This is a genomic window from Pseudonocardia thermophila (assembly GCF_900142365.1).
In the GTDB taxonomy this organism is placed as follows: Bacteria; Actinomycetota; Actinomycetes; order Mycobacteriales; family Pseudonocardiaceae; genus Pseudonocardia; species Pseudonocardia thermophila.
The window spans coordinates 39,074-56,588 of sequence record NZ_FRAP01000016.1 but is presented as its reverse complement, the minus strand read 5'-3'; the positions used below and the strand labels follow the sequence as shown (position 1 = coordinate 56,588).

At 69.5% G+C, this 17,515-nt stretch carries 27 protein-coding genes; 26 read left to right on the top strand and 1 reads right to left on the bottom strand.

The features are described from left to right. From rplP to pntB, 18 genes are all read left to right on the top strand, one after another. Entirely contained in the window at window positions 1-420 is a 420-nt protein-coding gene (gene rplP, locus BUE41_RS20145) for a 50S ribosomal protein L16 (protein WP_073458711.1), read from the top strand. Next, window positions 420-653: a 50S ribosomal protein L29 gene (gene rpmC / locus BUE41_RS20140; protein WP_073458710.1), complete on the top strand. Its 234-nt coding sequence runs from the start codon at window positions 420-422 to the stop codon at window positions 651-653. Before rplP ends, rpmC begins: the two co-directional genes overlap by 1 nt. Continuing rightward, complete coding sequence (gene rpsQ / locus BUE41_RS20135) at window positions 650-937, top strand: 30S ribosomal protein S17 (protein ID WP_073458709.1); 288 nt, start codon at window positions 650-652, stop codon at window positions 935-937. The genes rpmC and rpsQ overlap by 4 nt, the downstream gene beginning before the upstream one ends. Beyond that, window positions 934-1,302 (top strand): 50S ribosomal protein L14, encoded by a 369-nt coding sequence (gene rplN / locus BUE41_RS20130; RefSeq protein WP_073458708.1) that lies wholly within the window; start codon window positions 934-936, stop codon window positions 1,300-1,302. The genes rpsQ and rplN overlap by 4 nt, the downstream gene beginning before the upstream one ends. A gap of 3 nt (window positions 1,303-1,305) precedes the next feature. After that, window positions 1,306-1,620, top strand: coding sequence for a 50S ribosomal protein L24 (gene rplX, locus BUE41_RS20125; RefSeq protein ID WP_073458707.1), 315 nt, complete (start codon window positions 1,306-1,308; stop codon window positions 1,618-1,620). Between the two features lies 1 nt (window position 1,621). Then, complete coding sequence (rplE, locus tag BUE41_RS20120) at window positions 1,622-2,191, top strand: 50S ribosomal protein L5 (protein WP_073458706.1); 570 nt, start codon at window positions 1,622-1,624, stop codon at window positions 2,189-2,191. A gap of 1 nt (window position 2,192) precedes the next feature. Then, window positions 2,193-2,378: a type Z 30S ribosomal protein S14 gene (locus tag BUE41_RS20115; RefSeq protein WP_073458705.1), complete on the top strand. Its 186-nt coding sequence runs from the start codon at window positions 2,193-2,195 to the stop codon at window positions 2,376-2,378. Window positions 2,379-2,452: 74 nt separating this feature from the next. After that, window positions 2,453-2,851 carry a 30S ribosomal protein S8 gene (gene rpsH, locus BUE41_RS20110; RefSeq protein ID WP_073458704.1) on the top strand — a complete coding sequence of 133 codons (399 nt, stop codon included), beginning with the start codon at window positions 2,453-2,455 and terminating at the stop codon, window positions 2,849-2,851. Window positions 2,852-2,866: 15 nt separating this feature from the next. Beyond that, the gene (gene rplF, locus BUE41_RS20105; protein WP_073458703.1) at window positions 2,867-3,406 is read left to right on the top strand and encodes a 50S ribosomal protein L6; all 540 of its coding nucleotides are present in this window, start codon (window positions 2,867-2,869) and stop codon (window positions 3,404-3,406) included. After that, window positions 3,406-3,819 carry a 50S ribosomal protein L18 gene (gene rplR / locus BUE41_RS20100; protein WP_073458702.1) on the top strand — a complete coding sequence of 138 codons (414 nt, stop codon included), beginning with the start codon at window positions 3,406-3,408 and terminating at the stop codon, window positions 3,817-3,819. Before rplF ends, rplR begins: the two co-directional genes overlap by 1 nt. 31 nt (window positions 3,820-3,850) lie before the next feature. Then, entirely contained in the window at window positions 3,851-4,480 is a 630-nt protein-coding gene (gene rpsE, locus BUE41_RS20095) for a 30S ribosomal protein S5 (RefSeq protein WP_073458701.1), read from the top strand. Between the two features lie 5 nt (window positions 4,481-4,485). After that, entirely contained in the window at window positions 4,486-4,671 is a 186-nt protein-coding gene (gene rpmD / locus BUE41_RS20090; protein WP_073458819.1) for a 50S ribosomal protein L30, read from the top strand. After that, complete coding sequence (gene rplO / locus BUE41_RS20085) at window positions 4,671-5,129, top strand: 50S ribosomal protein L15 (protein WP_073458700.1); 459 nt, start codon at window positions 4,671-4,673, stop codon at window positions 5,127-5,129. The genes rpmD and rplO overlap by 1 nt, the downstream gene beginning before the upstream one ends. Window positions 5,130-5,276: 147 nt before the next feature. Further along, window positions 5,277-6,581 carry a preprotein translocase subunit SecY gene (gene secY / locus BUE41_RS20080; RefSeq protein ID WP_073458699.1) on the top strand — a complete coding sequence of 435 codons (1,305 nt, stop codon included), beginning with the start codon at window positions 5,277-5,279 and terminating at the stop codon, window positions 6,579-6,581. Window positions 6,582-6,613: 32 nt separating this feature from the next. After that, the gene (locus tag BUE41_RS20075) at window positions 6,614-7,162 is read left to right on the top strand and encodes an adenylate kinase (protein ID WP_073458698.1); all 549 of its coding nucleotides are present in this window, start codon (window positions 6,614-6,616) and stop codon (window positions 7,160-7,162) included. Window positions 7,163-7,199: 37 nt separating this feature from the next. Continuing rightward, entirely contained in the window at window positions 7,200-7,991 is a 792-nt protein-coding gene (map, locus tag BUE41_RS20070; protein ID WP_073458818.1) for a type I methionyl aminopeptidase, read from the top strand. 88 nt (window positions 7,992-8,079) lie between these two features. Beyond that, window positions 8,080-9,642 (top strand): Re/Si-specific NAD(P)(+) transhydrogenase subunit alpha, encoded by a 1,563-nt coding sequence (locus BUE41_RS20065; RefSeq protein ID WP_073458697.1) that lies wholly within the window; start codon window positions 8,080-8,082, stop codon window positions 9,640-9,642. Window positions 9,643-9,664: 22 nt separating this feature from the next. Beyond that, window positions 9,665-11,068, top strand: coding sequence for a Re/Si-specific NAD(P)(+) transhydrogenase subunit beta (pntB, locus tag BUE41_RS20060; protein ID WP_073458696.1), 1,404 nt, complete (start codon window positions 9,665-9,667; stop codon window positions 11,066-11,068). Here pntB and BUE41_RS20055 read toward each other — a convergent pair. Further along, window positions 11,055-12,413 (bottom strand): MFS transporter, encoded by a 1,359-nt coding sequence (locus BUE41_RS20055; protein ID WP_084755460.1) that lies wholly within the window; start codon window positions 12,411-12,413, stop codon window positions 11,055-11,057. The two genes, pntB and BUE41_RS20055, sit on opposite strands and share 14 nt — an antisense overlap. A 257-nt stretch (window positions 12,414-12,670) precedes the next feature. Between BUE41_RS20055 and infA the strand changes: the two genes are divergently transcribed. The 8 genes from infA to truA all read left to right on the top strand — a co-directional run bounded on the left by infA (window position 12,671) and on the right by truA (window position 17,485). Further along, on the top strand, window positions 12,671-12,892 hold the full coding sequence (gene infA / locus BUE41_RS20050) for a translation initiation factor IF-1 (RefSeq protein WP_005443304.1): 222 nt from the start codon (window positions 12,671-12,673) through the stop codon (window positions 12,890-12,892). A gap of 79 nt (window positions 12,893-12,971) precedes the next feature. Continuing rightward, window positions 12,972-13,085, top strand: a complete 114-nt coding sequence (gene rpmJ, locus BUE41_RS20045; protein ID WP_010148647.1) for a 50S ribosomal protein L36 — start codon at window positions 12,972-12,974, stop codon at window positions 13,083-13,085. Between the two features lie 163 nt (window positions 13,086-13,248). After that, window positions 13,249-13,629, top strand: a complete 381-nt coding sequence (gene rpsM / locus BUE41_RS20040; RefSeq protein ID WP_073458695.1) for a 30S ribosomal protein S13 — start codon at window positions 13,249-13,251, stop codon at window positions 13,627-13,629. Next, a complete protein-coding gene (rpsK, locus tag BUE41_RS20035) occupies window positions 13,629-14,036 on the top strand; it encodes a 30S ribosomal protein S11 (RefSeq protein WP_073458694.1) in 408 nt (135 codons plus the stop codon). Before rpsM ends, rpsK begins: the two co-directional genes overlap by 1 nt. Before the next feature lie 16 nt (window positions 14,037-14,052). Next, entirely contained in the window at window positions 14,053-14,658 is a 606-nt protein-coding gene (rpsD, locus tag BUE41_RS20030; RefSeq protein ID WP_073458693.1) for a 30S ribosomal protein S4, read from the top strand. A 111-nt stretch (window positions 14,659-14,769) separates the two neighbouring features. Beyond that, on the top strand, window positions 14,770-15,825 hold the full coding sequence (locus BUE41_RS20025; RefSeq protein ID WP_073458692.1) for a DNA-directed RNA polymerase subunit alpha: 1,056 nt from the start codon (window positions 14,770-14,772) through the stop codon (window positions 15,823-15,825). Between the two features lie 2 nt (window positions 15,826-15,827). After that, a complete protein-coding gene (gene rplQ, locus BUE41_RS20020; RefSeq protein WP_073458691.1) occupies window positions 15,828-16,604 on the top strand; it encodes a 50S ribosomal protein L17, sunset domain variant in 777 nt (258 codons plus the stop codon). A 77-nt stretch (window positions 16,605-16,681) separates the two neighbouring features. Beyond that, a complete protein-coding gene (gene truA, locus BUE41_RS20015) occupies window positions 16,682-17,485 on the top strand; it encodes a tRNA pseudouridine(38-40) synthase TruA (RefSeq protein ID WP_234997440.1) in 804 nt (267 codons plus the stop codon). The last annotated feature ends 30 nt before the right edge of the window (window positions 17,486-17,515 follow it).

The window sequence follows — 17,515 nt, the reverse complement described above, 5'->3', positions numbered from 1 at the left end:
ATGTTCATCCCGCGCAAGGTCAAGTACCGCAAGCAGCACCGTCCGCACCGCACGGGTCTCGCCACCGGCGGCACCCAGGTCACCTTCGGCGACTACGGCATCCAGGCGCTGGAGCCGGCCTACGTGACCAACCGGCAGATCGAGTCGGCGCGTATCGCGATCAACCGGCACATCCGCCGCGGCGGCAAGGTGTGGATCAACATCTTCCCGGACCGCCCGCTCACCAAGAAGCCCGCCGAGACCCGCATGGGTTCCGGTAAGGGTTCGCCGGAGAAGTGGGTGGCCCCCGTCAAGCCCGGCCGGGTGCTGTTCGAGATGAGCTACCCGAACGAGCAGACGGCTCGCGAGGCCCTGCGCCGTGCGATCCACAAGCTGCCGATGAAGTGCCGGATCGTGACCCGCGAGGGTGGTGACTTCTGATGGCGTCGAAGGCAGCCGAGCTGCGCCAGCTGACCGACGAGGAGTTGGTGCTGCGCGTGCGCGAGGCCAAGGAGGAGCTGTTCAACCTCCGGTTCCAGATGGCCACCGGGCAGCTGGACAACAACCGGCGGCTGCGAACCGTCCGGCACGAGATCGCTCGCATCTACACGATCATGCGCGAGCGTGAGCTGGGTCTGTCGGCCGCACCGAGTGACGACGAGGGCGCAGCATGAGCGAGAGCAACACCGAGACGGTGAGCAAGAAGAAGCGCGGTGAGCGCAAGGTCCGCGAGGGCCTGGTCGTGTCCGACAAGATGGACAAGACGATCGTGGTCAACCTCGAGGACCGCGTGAAGCACCCGCTGTACGGCAAGGTCATCCGCCGCACGCACAAGGTCAAGGCGCACGACGAGGGCAACATCGCCGGCGTCGGTGACCGCGTCCGGCTGATGGAGACCCGCCCGCTGTCGGCCACCAAGCGCTGGCGTCTGGTGGAGATCCTGGAGAAGGCGAAGTGATCCAGCAGGAGTCGCGGCTGCGCGTCGCCGACAACAGCGGTGCGAAGGAGATCCTCTGCATCCGCGTGCTCGGCGGTTCCGGCCGGCGCTACGCGAGCATCGGCGACACGATCGTCGCCACGGTGAAGGACGCCATTCCCGGCGCCGGGGTCAAGCGCGGCGACGTGGTCAAGGCGGTGGTCGTCCGGACTGCGAAGGAGCGTCGTCGTCCCGACGGCTCCTACATCAAGTTCGACGAGAACGCCGCCGTGATCATCAAGAACGACGGCGAGCCGCGAGGGACCCGCATCTTCGGTCCGGTCGGCCGCGAGCTGCGTGACAAGAGGTTCATGCGGATCGTGTCCCTCGCCCCGGAGGTGCTGTAGGACATGAAGGTGAAGAAGGGCGACACCGTCCTGGTGATCGCCGGTAAGGACAAGGGCGCGAAGGGCAAGGTCATCCAGGCCTACCCGCGCCGCGAACGCGTGCTCGTCGAGGGTGTGAACCGGATCAAGAAGCACACCCGGATCACCCAGAACCAGCGGGGCGCGCAGTCGGGCGGGATCATCACGACGGAGGCGCCGATCCACGTCTCCAACGTGATGGTCATCGACTCCGACGGCAAGCCGACCCGGGTGGGCAAGAAGGTGACCGAGGACGGCAAGCGGGTCCGGATCTCCCGGCGTACCGGTAAGGAGATCTGAGATGACCACGACCACGGCCGAGAAGGTGGTGCCGCGCCTCAAGCAGCGCTACCGCGACGAGATCCGCGCCGAACTGCAGGAGCAGTTCCAGTACAAGAACGTCATGCAGGTGCCCGGCGTGGTGAAGGTCGTCGTCAACATGGGTGTCGGCGACGCCGCCCGGGACGCCAAGCTGATCGAGGGCGCGGTCCGCGACCTGGCCACCATCACCGGTCAGAAGCCGCTGATCCGCCGGGCCCGCCGATCGATCGCGCAGTTCAAGCTGCGTGAGGGCATGCCCATCGGCGCCAAGGTCACGCTGCGCGGCGACCGCATGTGGGAGTTCCTCGACCGTCTGCTGACGATCGCACTCCCGCGTATCCGCGACTTCCGCGGTCTGTCGGACAAGCAGTTCGACGGCCGGGGCAACTACACGTTCGGCCTCACGGAGCAGTCGATGTTCCACGAGATCGACCCCGACACGATCGACCGGCCGCGCGGGATGGACATCACGGTCGTCACCACGGCTACGACGGATGAGGAAGGCCGCGTGCTGCTGCGCAAGCTGGGCTTCCCCTTCAAGGAGGCGTGAGATGGCCAAGAAGGCGCTGATCGTCAAGGCGAACCGCACCCCGAAGTTCAAGGTGCGCGCCTACACCCGCTGCAACCGCTGCGGGCGGCCGCGCTCCGTCCTGCGCAAGTTCGGCCTGTGCCGGGTGTGCGTCCGGGTGATGGCGCACGCCGGCGAGCTGCCGGGTGTCAGCAAGGCCAGCTGGTAGATCCGAATCATTCGAAGCACTGATCGCCGAAGGCCCGAGAGGGAACCACGGCGGGAAACGAGTGTGACGTCGCCATGACGATGACCGATCCGATCGCGGACATGCTCACCAGGTTGCGGAACGCCAACGCGGCGTACCACGACTCGGTGACCATGCCGCACTCCAAGCTCAAGGCCGCTATCGCGGACGTCCTGCTGAAGGAGGGCTACATCGCCTCCTGGCGCACCGAGGACGCCGAGGTCGGCAAGAACTTGGTGATCGAGCTGAAGTACGGCCGCAACCGCGAGCGGAGCATCGCGGGCCTGCGCCGGGTCTCCAAGCCCGGCCTGCGGGTGTACGCGAAGGCCTCCAACCTGCCGCGCGTCCTCGGCGGCCTCGGCGTCGCGATCATCTCGACGTCGTCCGGCCTCCTGACGGACAAGCAGGCCAAGAAGAACGGCGTGGGCGGGGAAGTCCTCGCCTACGTGTGGTGAGGGGGATAGGAGCCAATGTCCCGAATCGGGAAACTGCCCATCCCCGTTCCGTCCGGGGTGGACGTGAAGATCGACGGTCGTACGGTCACCGTCAAGGGTCCGAAGGGCACGCTGAGCCACACCGTGGCCGAGCCGATCACGGTCGAGCGCGCCGACGACGGTTCGATCCTGGTGAAGCGGCCTGACGACGAGCGGCGCAGCAAGGCCATGCACGGCCTGTCGCGCACGCTGATCAACAACCTGATCGTCGGCGTGACCAACGGCTACGAGAAGAAGCTCGAGATCGTCGGCGTCGGTTACCGCGTGGCGATGCAGGGCAAGGCGCTCCAGTTCGCGCTCGGCTTCAGCCACCCCGTGGTCGTCGAGCCGCCGGAGGGCATCACCTTCGCGGTCGAGTCCCCCACGAAGTTCTCGGTGTCGGGGATCGACAAGCAGCTGGTCGGCGAGACCGCCGCGAACATCCGCAAGATCCGCAAGCCCGAGCCGTACAAGGGCAAGGGCGTGCGGTACGCGGGCGAGAACGTCCGCCGCAAGGTCGGGAAGACGGGTAAGTGATGGCTGCCAACAACACTGCGATCTCCGCGAACCAGCGGAAGAAGGCCGCCTCGCGGGTGGCGGCCGAGCGTCGTGCCGCCATCGCGCGTCGCCACCGTCGGCTGCGCAAGAAGGTCTTCGGCTCGCCCGAGCGGCCGCGCCTGGTCGTGACGCGCAGCTCGCGCCACATCGTGGCCCAGCTGGTGGACGACGTCGCCGGCCACACGCTCGCCGCCGCCTCCTCGCTGGAGGCCGAGGTCCGGGCGATCGACGGCGACAAGAAGGCCCGCGCCACCAAGGTCGGCCAGCTGATCGCCGAGCGGGCCAAGGCCGCCGGCATCGAGGCCGTCGTCTTCGACCGCGGTGGGCGCGACTACCACGGCCGGATCGCGGCGCTCGCCGACGCCGCCCGCGAAGGCGGGCTGAAGTTCTGATGACTGTGACGAAGATCGAAGGGAACGTCTGATGCCGGGACGTACACGGCGTGACGGCGGGGGCCCCGGCGGCGGCGAGAACCGCGAGCGTCGGGACCGCCGGGACGGAGGCCGTGGCGGGGCGGCCCAGGACAAGACCCCGTACATCGAGCGGTTGGTGACCATCAACCGCGTGGCCAAGGTCGTCAAGGGTGGTCGGCGCTTCAGCTTCACCGCTCTGATGATCGTGGGCGATGGCGACGGTCTCGTCGGCGTCGGCTACGGCAAGGCCAAGGAGGTCCCGGCGGCGATCGCCAAGGGCGTCGAGGAGGCGAAGAAGAACTTCTTCCGCGTTCCGCGCATCGGCGGCACGATCGTGCACCGGGTCCAGGGCGAGGCGGCGGCGGGTGTCGTGCTGCTGATCCCGGCGAGCCCCGGTACCGGGGTCATCGCGGGTGGCCCGGTGCGTGCGGTGCTCGAGTGCGCGGGCATCCACGACGTGCTCTCGAAGAGCCTGGGCAGCGACAACCCGATCAACGTCGTGCACGCGACCATCGACGCGCTGAAGCAGCTCCAGCGCCCGGAGGAGGTCGCGGCACGCCGCGGCATGCCGCTGGAGGACGTCGTCCCGCCGGAGATGCTGCGGGCGCGCGCCGCTGAGGCGCAGGCTGCGAGGGTGTGATCGACATGGCCAAGCTCAAGATCACGCAGATCAAGAGCACCATCGGGTGCAAGGACTACCAGAAGGCCACGATCAAGTCGCTGGGCCTGCGCAAGATCCGCCAGTCGGCTGAGTGGGAGGACACTCCCCAGGTCCGCGGCATGATCCAGAAGGTGCGCCACTTGGTCACGGTCGAGGAGGTGCGTTCGTGATGAGCGAGCAGAGCATCATCAAGATCCACCACCTCCGTCCCGCCCCGGGTGCGAAGACCGCCAAGACCCGCGTCGGCCGCGGTGACGGCAGCGGCAAGGGCAAGACCGCCGGTCGCGGTACGAAGGGCACCGGAGCGCGGAAGAACGTCTCGCCGCGCTTCGAGGGTGGCCAGATGCCGCTGCACATGCGGCTGCCGAAGCTGAAGGGCTTCAAGAACCGCTTCCGCGTGGAGTACCAGGTCGTCAACGTCGGCGACCTCGCGCGGCTGTTCCCCCAGGGCGGCACGGTCGGCCCGGACGAGCTCGTGGCGGTGGGTGCCGTGCGCCGCAACCGGCCGGTGAAGGTGCTCGGCACCGGCGAGTTGGAGGGCGTGAAGCTCGAGGTGAGCGCGCACGCCTTCTCCGGAAGCGCCCGTGACAAGATCACGGCAGCTGGCGGGACCGTCACCGAGCTGTAAGGCGGTGTCCGTTCGGTCGGGCCGGCGCCATCCGCGCCGGTCCGTGCCGTGCGGGCAGCGCTGCCGGTCGGCGTCGGCGGGCGCGCTGTTAGAGTCGATTCCCGCCGGCCGAGTGCCGGTCGCGCGGTCTATCAGGAGGATCTCCCAGTGCTCAGCGCATTCCGGTCGGCCTTCACGACGCCGGACCTGCGGAAGAAGATCCTCTTCACGCTCGGGATCGTGGCGGTCTACCGGGCCGGGGCGCTGCTCCCGTCGCCCGGGGTCTCCTACCCGAACATCCAGCAGTGCCTGCGCGAGGCCGAGGCCGGGGAGAACGCCGGCGTCTACTCGCTGCTGAACCTGTTCTCCGGCGGCGCGCTGCTGCAGCTGTCCGTCTTCGCGCTCGGCATCATGCCGTACATCACGGCGAGCATCATCATCCAGCTGCTCACCGTGGTCATCCCGCGCTTCGAGCAGCTGAAGAAGGAAGGCCAGGCCGGGCAGAACAAGCTGACCCAGTACACCCGGTACCTGACGATCGCGCTGGCGATCCTGCAGGCGACCGGGATCGTCGCGCTCGCGGAGCGCGGTCAGCTCTTCGCCGGCTGCAGCCAGCCCATCATCCCGGACGCCGGCATCTTCGACCTGATCATCATCGTCATCGTGATGACCGCGGGCACCGCGATCGTCATGTGGCTGGGTGAGCTGGTCACCGAGCGCGGCATCGGCAACGGCATGTCGCTCTTGATCTTCACCTCGATCGCGGCGCGGATCCCCGCCGAGGGGGCGAACATCCTGCGCAACGGCGGCCTGATCTTCACCGTCGTCTGCATCTTCGGGCTGGCCATCATCGCCAGCGTCGTGTTCGTCGAGCAGGGCCAGCGGCGCATCCCGGTGCAGTACGCCAAGCGCATGGTCGGGCGCCGCATGTACGGCGGCACGTCGACCTACCTGCCGTTGAAGGTGAACCAGGCCGGCGTCATCCCGGTCATCTTCGGCTCGTCACTGCTGTACCTGCCCGACCTCGTCACCCGGCTGGCCGGGGGGACGGGCCCCGTCACCCAGTTCGTCCAGACCTACCTGGTCGACCAGTCCAGCTGGGTGCACATCATCCTTTACCTTGCTCTGATCATCTTCTTCACGTACTTCTACGTGGGGATCACGTTCAACCCTGATGAGCGGGCCGAGGAGATGAAGAAGTTCGGTGGCTTCATCCCCGGCATCAGGCCAGGCCGGCCGACGGCCGAGTACCTCGGGTTCGTGTTGTCACGCATCACGCTCCCCGGTTCGCTCTACCTGGGCATCATCGCGGTGTTGCCGAACTTCTTCCTCGGCCTCACCGGTACCGGCAACAACCAGAACTTCCCGTTCGGCGGTACGGCGGTGCTGATCATGGTGGGCGTGGGCCTGGACACCGTGAAGCAGATCGAGAGCCAGCTCAAGCAGCGGAAGTACGAAGGCTTCCTGCGCTGAAAACTCTCGACCGAGTGGGAGGACCGTTTCGCATGCGTCTCGTTCTCGTGGGACCGCCCGGTGCGGGCAAGGGCACCCAGGCCGTGCGCCTGGCCGAGCGGCTGGGGGTGCCGCACATCTCCACCGGGGACCTGTTCCGCGCGAACCTCAGCCAGCAGACGCCGTTGGGGCTCGAGGCCAAGAGCTACATGGACAAGGGCGACCTCGTGCCCGACGACGTCACCGTGCGGATGGTTCGCGAGCGGCTCGCCGAGGACGACGTCGCGAAGGGCTTCATCCTCGACGGCTTCCCGCGCACGGTGAGCCAGGCCAACTCGCTCGACGAGCTCCTGGCCGAGCGCGGTGAGCAGCTCGACGCGGTGGTGGAGTTCAAGGTGGACGAGGAGGAGCTGGTCAAGCGCCTGCTCGCCCGCGGCCGCTCCGACGACACCGAGGAGGTCATCCGCAACCGCCAGCAGGTGTACCGCGACGAGACGTACCCGCTGCTCGACCACTACCGCGACATCGTCGTGAGCATCGACGCCGTCGGCGCCGTCGAGGAGATCACCGACCGCGTGACCGACGCCCTGCAGAACCGGTGAGGCCGTGATGGCCGGCCGGGGCGGGGTGCGCGGCGTGATGGCGCGCCTGAGGGGGCGCGACATCGAGGTGAAGACGCCTGCCGAGATCGAGGCGATGCGCGCCGCCGGCGCCGTGGTCGCCCGTGCCCTGGCCGCCGTCACGGACCTGGCCGCACCCGGGGTGAGCACGGCGGAGCTGGACGCGCTGGCCGAGCAGACGATCCGCGACGCCGGCGCCGTGCCGTCGTTCCTGGGCTACCGCGGCTACCCGGCGTCGATCTGCGCGTCGGTGAATGAGCAGATCGTGCACGGCATCCCGTCGCCGAAGCAGGTGCTGGCCGACGGCGACATCATCTCCGTCGACTGCGGCGCGATCCTCGACGGCTGGCACGGCGACGCCGCTGTCACCATCCCGATCGGCTCGGTGTCCGCGGCCGATCTCGCGCTGTCCAAGGCGTGCGAGGACGCGCTGCACGCCGGCATCGCCGCGGTGCGGCCCGGCGCCCGGCTCACCGACATCTCCCACGCGATCCAGACGGCGTGCGAGACCGCCGCGGCCCGCGACGGCGTCGCGTACGGGATCGTCGAGGACTACGGCGGGCACGGCATCGGCACGTCGATGCACATGGACCCGTTCTTGCCCAACCACGGCAAGCCGGGCCACGGTCCCAAGCTGCGCGTGGGGATGGCGCTGGCGATCGAGCCGATGCTCACCGGGGGCAGCCCGGAGACGGTCGAGCTGGACGACGAGTGGACCGTCGTCACCGCCGACGGCAGCCGCGCTGTGCACTGGGAGCACACGGTCGCGGTCACGGAGGACGGGCCGCGGATCCTCACCCTGCCCGCGTGAGCAGGGTCTCCCCGTCCGGTCGGCCCGTTCGGGCTCGAGGTGATCCACGCCTCATTGAGGCGACGACGCGGTCGTCTAGATTCTCGGCATGAACTCGGAGACCGCAGCGGAGCAGCCACCGGGGAAGTCGATCGGGGTGGTGCGGGAGTCCGCGCCCAACGAGACGCGCGTCGCCGCGACGCCGACGACGGTGGGACAGCTGCGGAAACTCGGGTACTGCGTCGTCGTCGAGGCCGGGGCAGGCGCGCGGGCGGACTTCCCCGACGCCGCTTACGTCGAGGCGGGTGCGCAGATCGGCGACCCGTGGCAGGCCGACATCGTCTTCGCCATCAACACCCCCACCGACGACGAGCTCGACCGGCTGAAGCCGGGCGCGACGCTGATCGCGATGCTGCAGCCGCGGCTGAATCCGGAGATCGTGGACAAGCTCGCGCAGCGGCCGATCACGGCGCTGTCGATGGACGCGGTGCCGCGGATCTCGCGTGCCCAGTCGCTCGACGTGCTCAGCTCGATGGCCAACATCGCCGGCTACCGCGCTGTCGTGGAGGCCGCGCACGAGTTCGGCCGGTTCTTCACCGGCCAGGTGACCGCCGCCGGCAAGGTGCCGCCTGCGAAGGTGCTGGTGGTGGGGGCCGGAGTGGCTGGCCTCGCAGCGATCGGCGCCGCCGGTTCGCTCGGCGCGATCGTGCGCGCCACCGACCCGCGCCCCGAGGTCGCCGACCAGGTGCGCTCGCTCGGCGGGGAGTACCTGGCCATCTCCTCGCCGGAGGTGGAGGTCTCCGCCACCGGCTACGCCAAGGAGATGGGCGAGGACTACAAGGCCCGCGAGCGGGAGCTGTACTCCGCGCAGACCCGTGAGGTCGACATCGTCATCACCACGGCGCTGATCCCCGGCCGGCCCGCGCCGCGGCTGATCACCGCCGACATGGTCGCGCAGATGAAGCCCGGCTCGGTCATCGTCGACATGGCGGCCGCGAACGGCGGCAACGTCGAGGGCACCGTGGCCGGGGAGAAGATCGTCACCCCGAACGGCGTCACGATCATCGGCTACACCGATCTCGCGGGTCGGCTCCCCGCGACCGCGAGCCAGCTCTACGGCACGAACCTCGTCAACCTCATGAAGCTGCTCACCCCGAACAAGGACGGGCAGCTCGTGCTGGACTTCGACGACCAGGTGCAGCGGGCCATGACCGTCGTGCGCGACGGCGAGTCGACCTGGCCGCCGCCCGAGGTGGCGGTGTCGGCGACACCGCAGGTCGCCGCCGCGGCCGCGGCTCCCGCCGTCCAGCAGGAGAAGGAGCCGATGTCGCCGGCGCGCCGCTACGGGCTCGTCGCGCTCGCGGGCATCGTGCTGTTCTTGCTCATCGCGATCTCGCCGCAGGCCCTCATCGGCCACCTCGTGGTGTTCGCGCTGGCGATCGTGGCCGGCTTCTACGTCATCGGCAACGTGCACCACGCGCTGCACACCCCGCTCATGTCGGTGACGAACGCGATCTCGGGCATCATCGTCGTCGGGGCGTTGCTGCAGCTCGGGGCGCACAGCACCGCCATCACGGTCATCGCTGCCGTCGCGGTGCTGCTGGCGACCATCAACGTCTTCGGCGGGTTCGCCGTCACCCGACGCATGCTCGGCATGTTCCGGCGCAGCTGATCGAAGCGGAGCTGACACACCCATGACTGCACAGACCGTGGCCAGCGCTGCCTACGTCGTCGCTGCGCTGCTGTTCATCCTCGCGCTCGCCGGGCTGTCCCAGCACGAGACCGCCCGCGCCGGGAACACGTTCGGCATCGCCGGCATGACGATCGCGCTGATCTCGACCGTCGTGCTCGCTCTGACCGGCGGGATCGACGGGCTCGGGATCGCGCTGCTGATCATCGCGGTGCTCGTCGGCGCCGCGATCGGCCTGTACCGGGCTGCGCGCGTGCCGATGACCGGGATGCCCGAGCTGATCGCGCTCTTCCACAGCTTCGTCGGTCTCGCCGCCGTGCTCGTGGGCTGGAACGGCTACCTCGAGGTGGAGGCGGCGGGCGGCGGCACGATCGACCCTGAGCTGATCGGTATCCACCGCGGAGAGGTCGCGATCGGTGTCTTCATCGGTGCGGTGACGTTCACCGGCTCGATCGTGGCCTGGGGCAAGCTCAACGGCCGGTTCAACTCCAAGCCGCTGATGCTGCCCGGCAAGAACGCGCTCAACCTCGGCTCGCTGGTCGTCTTCGCCGCGCTCACGGTGTGGTTCGTCATCGAGCCGACGCTGCCGGCGCTGATCCTGCTCACGGTGATCGCGCTCCTGCTCGGCGTGCACCTCGTCGCGTCGATCGGCGGTGGCGACATGCCGGTGGTCGTGTCGATGCTGAACAGCTACTCCGGGTGGGCGGCTGCGGCGTCCGGCTTCCTGCTCGGCAACGACCTGCTGATCATCACCGGCGCGCTCGTCGGCTCCTCCGGTGCGTACCTGTCCTACATCATGTGCAAGGCGATGAACCGCTCGTTCATCTCCGTGATCGCGGGCGGGTTCGGCATCGAGGCACCGACGGGGGAGCAGAAGGACTACGGCGAGCACAAGGAGATCACCGCCGAGGGTGCGGCGGCGCTGCTGTCGAGCGCGTCCAGCGTGGTGATCACCCCCGGCTACGGGATGGCGGTGGCCCAGGCCCAGTACCCGGTCGCTGAGCTCACCCGCACCCTGCGGGAGAGGGGCGTGAACGTCCGCTTCGGCATCCACCCGGTCGCCGGGCGGCTCCCCGGCCACATGAACGTGCTGCTCGCCGAGGCGAAGGTGCCCTACGACATCGTCCTGGAGATGGACGAGATCAACGACGACTTCGCCGACACCGACGTCGTGCTGGTCATCGGCGCCAACGACACGGTGAACCCGGCGGCCACCGAGGAACCCGGCTCCCCGATCGCCGGCATGCCGGTCCTGCGGGTGTGGGAGGCCGGCAACGTCATCGTGTTCAAGCGCTCGATGGCCGCCGGGTACGCCGGGGTGTCGAACCCGCTCTTCTACCGGGAGAACAGCCACATGCTGTTCGGCGACGCGCGGGACAAGGTCGAGGAGATCATCAAGGCGCTGTGACCTCCTCGCCCGGCCCGGGGTCCAGCGGGTGGGCGATCTCGTCGGCGGGCAGCCGCCAGCCCACGAGCGCGACGACGGCGAGCGCCACCGGGACCACGCCCGCGATGACGAAGGTCAGCGGCAGGCCCAGCGCCTCACCGACCGGGCCGGCGGCGGCCATCGACACCGGCATCAGCGCCAGCGACACGAAGAAGTCCAGGCTGGAGACCCGGCCGAGCAGGTGCGGCGGCACCCGCCGCTGCAGCAGCGTGCCCCAGATGACCATGGCCACCGCGCCGGCGACGCCGACGGCGAACATCGCCACGACCATCACCCACAGCTGGTCGGTGAACCCGATGACCGCCATCGGCAGGCTCCCGACACCCCAGGCCAGGATCATGACCGTGAGGTAGCGCCGCGGCATCCGCAGCGAGGACATGAGCATCGAGCCGACCATCGAGCCGATCCCGTACGCGCCGACGACGACCGCGTAGCCGCTCGCGTCGCTGCCGGTCTGGTCGCGCACGGCGAACGGCAGCAACACCTCGATCGGGCCGAGGATCAGCAGCACCAGGAACGTGGCGAACGCCAGCGTGGCGAAGAACCAGCCGGTGCTGAACATGTAACGGAAGCCCTCGCGCAGGTCGCTCAGGACCGAGCTCTTCGTGCCCGCTTCCGCACCGTTCCCCGCAGCTGCGACCGGCTGCGGGAGCGGGCGCATGAACAGCAGCGTGACCAGCGCCAGCCCGTAGAGCAGGCCGGCACCGATCAGCGCGACGCCGGGTGCGTACGCACCGATCAGCACGCCGGCGATCGCCGGGCCGATCGCGGACTGCGCGGCCGGGCGCACGGTGCCCTCCACACCGTTGGCGGCCAGCAGCTCGTCAGCCGGCAGGATCGTGGGCAGCAGGGCGGTGTAGGCGGGGAAGAAGAACGCCTCGGCCGCGCCGATCACCAGCGCGAGCACGGCCAGGTGCCACACCTGCAGCGCGCCGAGGGCGGCGAGCAGCCCGGCGAGGGCAGCCGTGCCCAGCCGCACCGACTCCACGACGATCAGCAGCGCGCGGCGGGGGAGCCGGTCGGCCGCCACACCGCCGAACAGCACGGCCACCAGCAGCCCGGCCGACAGCGCGGCCATGACGATCGAGACGTCGCTGGGCCCGCCGCCGAGCGCGATCACCTGCCACACCAGGCCGACCGCCCACATGCCGCTCGCCACCAGCGACAGCGCCATCGAGGCGGTGAGCAGCCGGTACTCGCGATGCCGGAACGGCCGCAGCGCGCGGGGCAGCCGGGTCGGCGGGACGTCGGACGGGCCGATCGGCGCCGGTCGGGGGATCGGTTCGGTGTCGGGTGCGCCGGTCATGGCTCCATCGCAGACGTTCAACTCGGGTCGAGGTCAAGTGGGTCTCGGACCGGACGGTAACCCTCGGCCCCGACGGGGATCGCGCGATTTTCGCTGCTGACCGACCCCGGACACGGCGCACCGCGCAGACCGCGTACACTGGGGTTTCGGCGCGTCACGTGCGCCGGTTCCGTCGTGTCCACGCGCTCAACGGTTCCGGGCGTGAACGTGTTCGAGGATAGACGGAACCACACCCGACGTCACGGATCGCGGAGGACATGGCCAAGAAGGACGGGGCGATCGAGGTCGAGGGCCGGGTCATCGAGCCCCTGCCGAACGCGATGTTCCGCGTGGAGCTGGAGAACGGGCACAAGGTCCTCGCGCACATCAGCGGGAAGATGCGGCAGCACTACATCCGCATCCTCCCCGAGGACCGGGTGGTCGTGGAGCTCTCGCCCTACGACCTGTCCCGCGGCCGCATCGTCTACCGCTACAAGTGACGACGATCCCCAGCGCCGGAGGCGGTGCCCGACGGGGCGGCGCCTGCGGCGGCACGACACCAGCGAAAGAGCGACGGACGTGAAGGTCCAGCCGAGCGTCAAGAAGATCTGCGACAAGTGCAAGGTGATCCGCCGTCACGGGCGGGTCATGGTGATCTGCGAGAACCTGCGGCACAAGCAGCGGCAGGGCTGATCCTCGCGATCGCGCGCTTGCGCAGCGACAACGAAGAGGAACCTGACACACCTAGCGCACCGGGGTGGTGCGTGAACACCTCCGGAACCAGGCCGGAGCCCTCCAGCGCGGGGGACGGGTGTCGGGAGGACCTGGCGGAGTACACAGAGGAGATAGCTGCCGCATGGCACGCGTCGTCGGCGTCGACCTTCCCCGCGACAAGCGGATGGAGATCGCGCTCACCTACATCTACGGGATCGGCAGGACTCGCTCCACGGAGATCCTGGCCGCCACCGGCGTCAGCCCGGACCTGCGCGTCCGGGACCTGAGCGACGAGGACCTCGGCAAGATCCGCGAGTACATCGAGGCCAACTTCGACGTCGAGGGTGACCTGCGCCGGGAGGTTCAGGCGAACATCCGGCGCAAGATCGAGATCGGCTGCTACCAGGGGATCCGGCACCGCCGCGGCCTCCCGGTGCACGGTCAGCGCACCCGCACCAACGCCCGCAGCCGCAAGGGGCCGAAGAAGACGGTCGCCGGTAAGAAGAAGGCAGGTAAGAAGTAATGCCGCCCCGTTCGCGCCAGGCCGGTGGAGCCAAGAAGGTCCGCCGCAAGGAGAAGAAGAACGTCGTCGCGGGCCACGCGCACATCAAGTCGACGTTCAACAACACCATCGTCTCGATCACCGACCCGACCGGCGCCGTGATCGCGTGGGCGTCCGCGGGCCACGTCGGCTTCAAGGGCTCGCGCAAGTCCACGCCGTTCGCCGCCCAGATGGCCGCCGAGAACGCGGCCCGCAAGGCGGCCGAGCACGGCATGAAGAAGGTCGACGTCTTCGTGAAGGGCCCCGGTTCCGGCCGCGAGACCGCGATTCGGTCGCTGCAGGCCGCCGGCCTCGAGGTCGGCACCATCTCCGACGTCACGCCGCAGCCGCACAACGGCTGCCGTCCGCCCAAGCGGCGCCGGGTCTGAGGGGGAGCACGAACTGATGGCTCGTTACACCGGACCCATGACCCGCAAGTCCCGCCGGCTGAAGGTCGACCTCGTCGGCGGCGACCAGGCGTTCGAGCGTCGTCCTTACCCGCCCGGCCAGCACGGCCGGATCCGGATCAAGGAGACCGAGTACCTCCTGCAGCTGCAGGAGAAGCAGAAGGCCCGGTACGCCTACGGCGTGCTGGAGAAGCAGTTCCGCCGGTACTACGAGGAGGCCAACCGCCGCCCCGGCAAGACCGGCGACAACCTGATGCAGATCCTGGAGTGCCGGCTCGACAACGTCGTCTACCGGGCGGGCCTCGCCCGCACCCGGCGGATGGCCCGGCAGCTCGTGAGCCACAACCACTTCCTGGTCAACGGGAAGAAGGTCAACATCCCGAGCTTCCAGGTCTCGCAGTACGACATCATCGACGTCCGACCGAAGTCGCTGTCGCTGGATCCGTTCGTCATCGCCAAGGAGACCCTCGGCGATCGGCCGATCCCGGCGTGGCTTCAGGTTGTTCCCAGCAACCTCCGGATCCTGGTGCACCAGCTTCCGGAGCGGGCGCAGATCGACACGCAGGTCTCCGAGCAGCTCATCGTCGAGTACTACTCGAAGTAGCCGCTCGTCCCGGAGCGCGGGAGCGCTCCGTCCCCCCGTCCTGCAGTGGGGCGGGGGGCTCACTGCGGCATCAGATAGTGGTTGCCGCGGCAACGAAGGAGAACACTCCACATGCTGATCTCTCAGCGCCCCACCCTCACCGAGGAGACGGTCACCGAGACCCGATCCCGGTTCATCATCGAGCCGCTGGAGCCCGGCTTCGGCTACACGCTCGGCAACTCGCTCCGCCGTACCCTGCTCTCCTCCATCCCTGGTGCCGCCGTCACCAGCATCCGCATCGACGGCGTGCTGCACGAGTTCACCACCGTCCCGGGGGTGAAGGAGGACGTCACCGACATCATCCTGAACCTCAAGGAGCTCGTCGTGAGCTCCGAGGAGGACGAGCCGGTCACGATGTACCTGCGCAAGCAGGGCCCGGGCGAGGTCACCGCGGGTGACATCGTCCCGCCGGCGGGCGTGACCGTGCACAACCCGGACCTGCACATCGCCACCCTCAACGACAAGGGCCGCCTCGAGGTCGAGCTCGTCGTCGAGCGGGGCCGCGGCTACGTCCCGGCGATGCAGAACAAGGCCACCGGCGCGGAGATCGGGCGGATCCCGATCGACTCGATCTACTCGCCGGTCCTCAAGGTCACCTACAAGGTCGAGGCGACCCGCGTCGAGCAGCGGACCGACTTCGACAAGCTGATCATCGACGTCGAGACGAAGCCGTCGATCACCCCGCGCGACGCGCTGGCCTCGGCCGGCAAGACCCTCGTCGAGCTGTTCGGCCTCGCCCGCGAGCTGAACGTCGACGCGGAGGGCATCGAGATCGGCCCCTCGCCGCAGGAGGCGGACACCATCGCTGCCTACGCGATGCCGATCGAGGAGCTGGACCTCACCGTCCGCTCCTACAACTGCCTCAAGCGCGAGGGCATCCACACCGTGGGCGAGCTGGTCAGCCGCAGCGAGGCCGACCTGCTCGACATCCGCAACTTCGGCGCCAAGTCGATCGACGAGGTCAAGATGAAGCTCGTCGGCCTCGGCCTGTCGCTCAAGGACAGCCCGCCCGGATTCGACCCGTCGGCTGCGGCCACCGGGTACGGCGCCGAGCCGGCGACGCACTTCGACCCGGACTCGCCTTTCGGTGACGACGGCCAGGACTACGCAGAAACGGAGCAGCTGTAGCGATGCCCCAGCCGACCAAGGGCGCCCGTCTGGGCGGCTCTCCCGCACACCAGCGGCTGATCCTGGCCAACCTGGCGACCTCGCTGTTCCAGCACGGCCGGATCACCACCACCGAGGCCAAGGCCCGGCGGCTGCGTCCGTACGCGGAGCGGCTGATCTCGAAGGCCAAGAAGGGCGATCTGCACAACATCCGGCAGATCGCCAGGGTCATCCGCGACAAGGACGTGGTCCACCGCCTGGTGTCCGAGATCGGCCCGTTCTACGCCGACCGCAACGGCGGCTACACGCGCATCACGCGCATCATGCCGCGCAAGGGCGACAACGCGCCGATGGCCGTCATCGAGCTGATCCAGCAGAAGACGGTCACCGACGAGGCCAACCGGGCCCGGCGCGCGGCGGCGTCGCAGGCGGCGGCCAAGGCCGGCCTGACGCCGGAGACCGAGGCCGACGAGGAGGCGAAGGCCGAGGAGACCGCGGCGGAGGAGGCCACCGCGGCCGCCGCGGCCGCCGAGACCGAGGTCGAGGAGTCCGCCAGCACCGAGGAGGCGCCGTACGGGCCGGGCAGCCACGCCCCGCTCGACGACCCGAACGAGGCGCCGGAGGGCTTCCCGATCAAGGGCAACGCCGACTCGATGCTGTACCACACCCCGGGCTCGCCGCACTACGCGCAGACGGTGGCCGAGGTCTGGTTCGCGACCGAGGAGGCCGCCGAGGCCGCCGGCTTCTCGAAGCCGGCCTCGCAGCAGGAGAAGGCCGCGGACGACGAGGCCGAGTCCTGACGGCCCAGCACGACCCGAACGGGCCCGCCGTCGACCCCGACGGCGGGCCCGTTCCGCATCCCACCCGTTCCGAAGCCGTGCAGCGTTACCGCCTGGACATCGCCTACGACGGCACCGACTTCTCCGGCTGGGCCGCGCAGCCCGGCCGGCGCACCGTCTGCGGTGTGCTGGTCGACGCGCTCTCGACGGTGCTGCGCGCCCCGGTCACGCTCACCGTGGCCGGGCGCACCGACGCCGGGGTGCACGCCACCGGTCAGGTCGCGCACACCGACCTGACCGCCGACCTGGACACCGCGTGGCTGGTGCGTCGGCTGGCCCGGATCCTGCCGCCCGACGTGCGGGTGCGGGCGGTGACGCCGGTGCCGCCGGAGTTCGACGCCCGCTTCTCGGCGCTGCGCCGCCACTACCGCTACCGGATCGCGACCGCGCCGTACGGCGCCGAGCCGCTGCGGGCCCGAGACACGCTCTCCTGGCCGCACCCGCTCGATCTCGACGCGATGCGGGCCGCCTCGGCGCCGCTGCTGGGCGAGCACGACTTCGCCGCGTTCTGCAAGCGGCGGGAGGGCGCCACGACGATCCGGGCGCTGCAGCAGCTGGACTGGAGCGACCCCGATGCCGACGGCGTGGTGACTGCGGCCGTGGCCGCCGACGCGTTCTGCCACTCGATGGTGCGCAGCCTCGTCGGCGCGCTGCTCGACGTGGGTCGCGGGCGCCGTCCGGTGGAGTGGCCCGGCGCGCTGCTGCAGCGCACGGAGCGGCCGAGCGAGGTGGCGGTCGCGGCCGCGCACGGGCTCACGCTCGTCGGCGTGGACTACCCGCCGGACGACCAGCTGGCCGCCAGGGACGCGCAGACCCGGCGGATGCGCACCCTCTCGCACTGAGGGGTCGGCGCGGCGTCAACCGCTGCCCAA

What these genes read in the sequence shown, in the direction of transcription:
- rplP (WP_073458711.1), top strand. Translation starts at nt 1, where the DNA reads ATGTTCATCCCGCGCAAGGTCAAGTACCGCAAGCAGCACCGTCCGCAC.
- rpmC (WP_073458710.1), top strand. Translation starts at nt 420, where the DNA reads ATGGCGTCGAAGGCAGCCGAGCTGCGCCAGCTGACCGACGAGGAGTTG.
- rpsQ (WP_073458709.1), top strand. Translation starts at nt 650, where the DNA reads ATGAGCGAGAGCAACACCGAGACGGTGAGCAAGAAGAAGCGCGGTGAG.
- rplX (WP_073458707.1), top strand. Translation starts at nt 1,306, where the DNA reads ATGAAGGTGAAGAAGGGCGACACCGTCCTGGTGATCGCCGGTAAGGAC.
- rplE (WP_073458706.1), top strand. Translation starts at nt 1,622, where the DNA reads ATGACCACGACCACGGCCGAGAAGGTGGTGCCGCGCCTCAAGCAGCGC.
- BUE41_RS20115 (WP_073458705.1), top strand. Translation starts at nt 2,193, where the DNA reads ATGGCCAAGAAGGCGCTGATCGTCAAGGCGAACCGCACCCCGAAGTTC.
- rpsH (WP_073458704.1), top strand. Translation starts at nt 2,453, where the DNA reads ATGACGATGACCGATCCGATCGCGGACATGCTCACCAGGTTGCGGAAC.
- rplF (WP_073458703.1), top strand. Translation starts at nt 2,867, where the DNA reads ATGTCCCGAATCGGGAAACTGCCCATCCCCGTTCCGTCCGGGGTGGAC.
- rplR (WP_073458702.1), top strand. Translation starts at nt 3,406, where the DNA reads ATGGCTGCCAACAACACTGCGATCTCCGCGAACCAGCGGAAGAAGGCC.
- rpsE (WP_073458701.1), top strand. Translation starts at nt 3,851, where the DNA reads ATGCCGGGACGTACACGGCGTGACGGCGGGGGCCCCGGCGGCGGCGAG.
- rpmD (WP_073458819.1), top strand. Translation starts at nt 4,486, where the DNA reads ATGGCCAAGCTCAAGATCACGCAGATCAAGAGCACCATCGGGTGCAAG.
- rplO (WP_073458700.1), top strand. Translation starts at nt 4,671, where the DNA reads ATGAGCGAGCAGAGCATCATCAAGATCCACCACCTCCGTCCCGCCCCG.
- BUE41_RS20075 (WP_073458698.1), top strand. Translation starts at nt 6,614, where the DNA reads ATGCGTCTCGTTCTCGTGGGACCGCCCGGTGCGGGCAAGGGCACCCAG.
- map (WP_073458818.1), top strand. Translation starts at nt 7,200, where the DNA reads ATGGCGCGCCTGAGGGGGCGCGACATCGAGGTGAAGACGCCTGCCGAG.
- BUE41_RS20065 (WP_073458697.1), top strand. Translation starts at nt 8,080, where the DNA reads ATGAACTCGGAGACCGCAGCGGAGCAGCCACCGGGGAAGTCGATCGGG.
- pntB (WP_073458696.1), top strand. Translation starts at nt 9,665, where the DNA reads ATGACTGCACAGACCGTGGCCAGCGCTGCCTACGTCGTCGCTGCGCTG.
- BUE41_RS20055 (WP_084755460.1), bottom strand. Translation starts at nt 12,413, where the DNA reads ATGACCGGCGCACCCGACACCGAACCGATCCCCCGACCGGCGCCGATC.
- infA (WP_005443304.1), top strand. Translation starts at nt 12,671, where the DNA reads ATGGCCAAGAAGGACGGGGCGATCGAGGTCGAGGGCCGGGTCATCGAG.
- rpsM (WP_073458695.1), top strand. Translation starts at nt 13,249, where the DNA reads ATGGCACGCGTCGTCGGCGTCGACCTTCCCCGCGACAAGCGGATGGAG.
- rpsK (WP_073458694.1), top strand. Translation starts at nt 13,629, where the DNA reads ATGCCGCCCCGTTCGCGCCAGGCCGGTGGAGCCAAGAAGGTCCGCCGC.
- rpsD (WP_073458693.1), top strand. Translation starts at nt 14,053, where the DNA reads ATGGCTCGTTACACCGGACCCATGACCCGCAAGTCCCGCCGGCTGAAG.
- BUE41_RS20025 (WP_073458692.1), top strand. Translation starts at nt 14,770, where the DNA reads ATGCTGATCTCTCAGCGCCCCACCCTCACCGAGGAGACGGTCACCGAG.
- rplQ (WP_073458691.1), top strand. Translation starts at nt 15,828, where the DNA reads ATGCCCCAGCCGACCAAGGGCGCCCGTCTGGGCGGCTCTCCCGCACAC.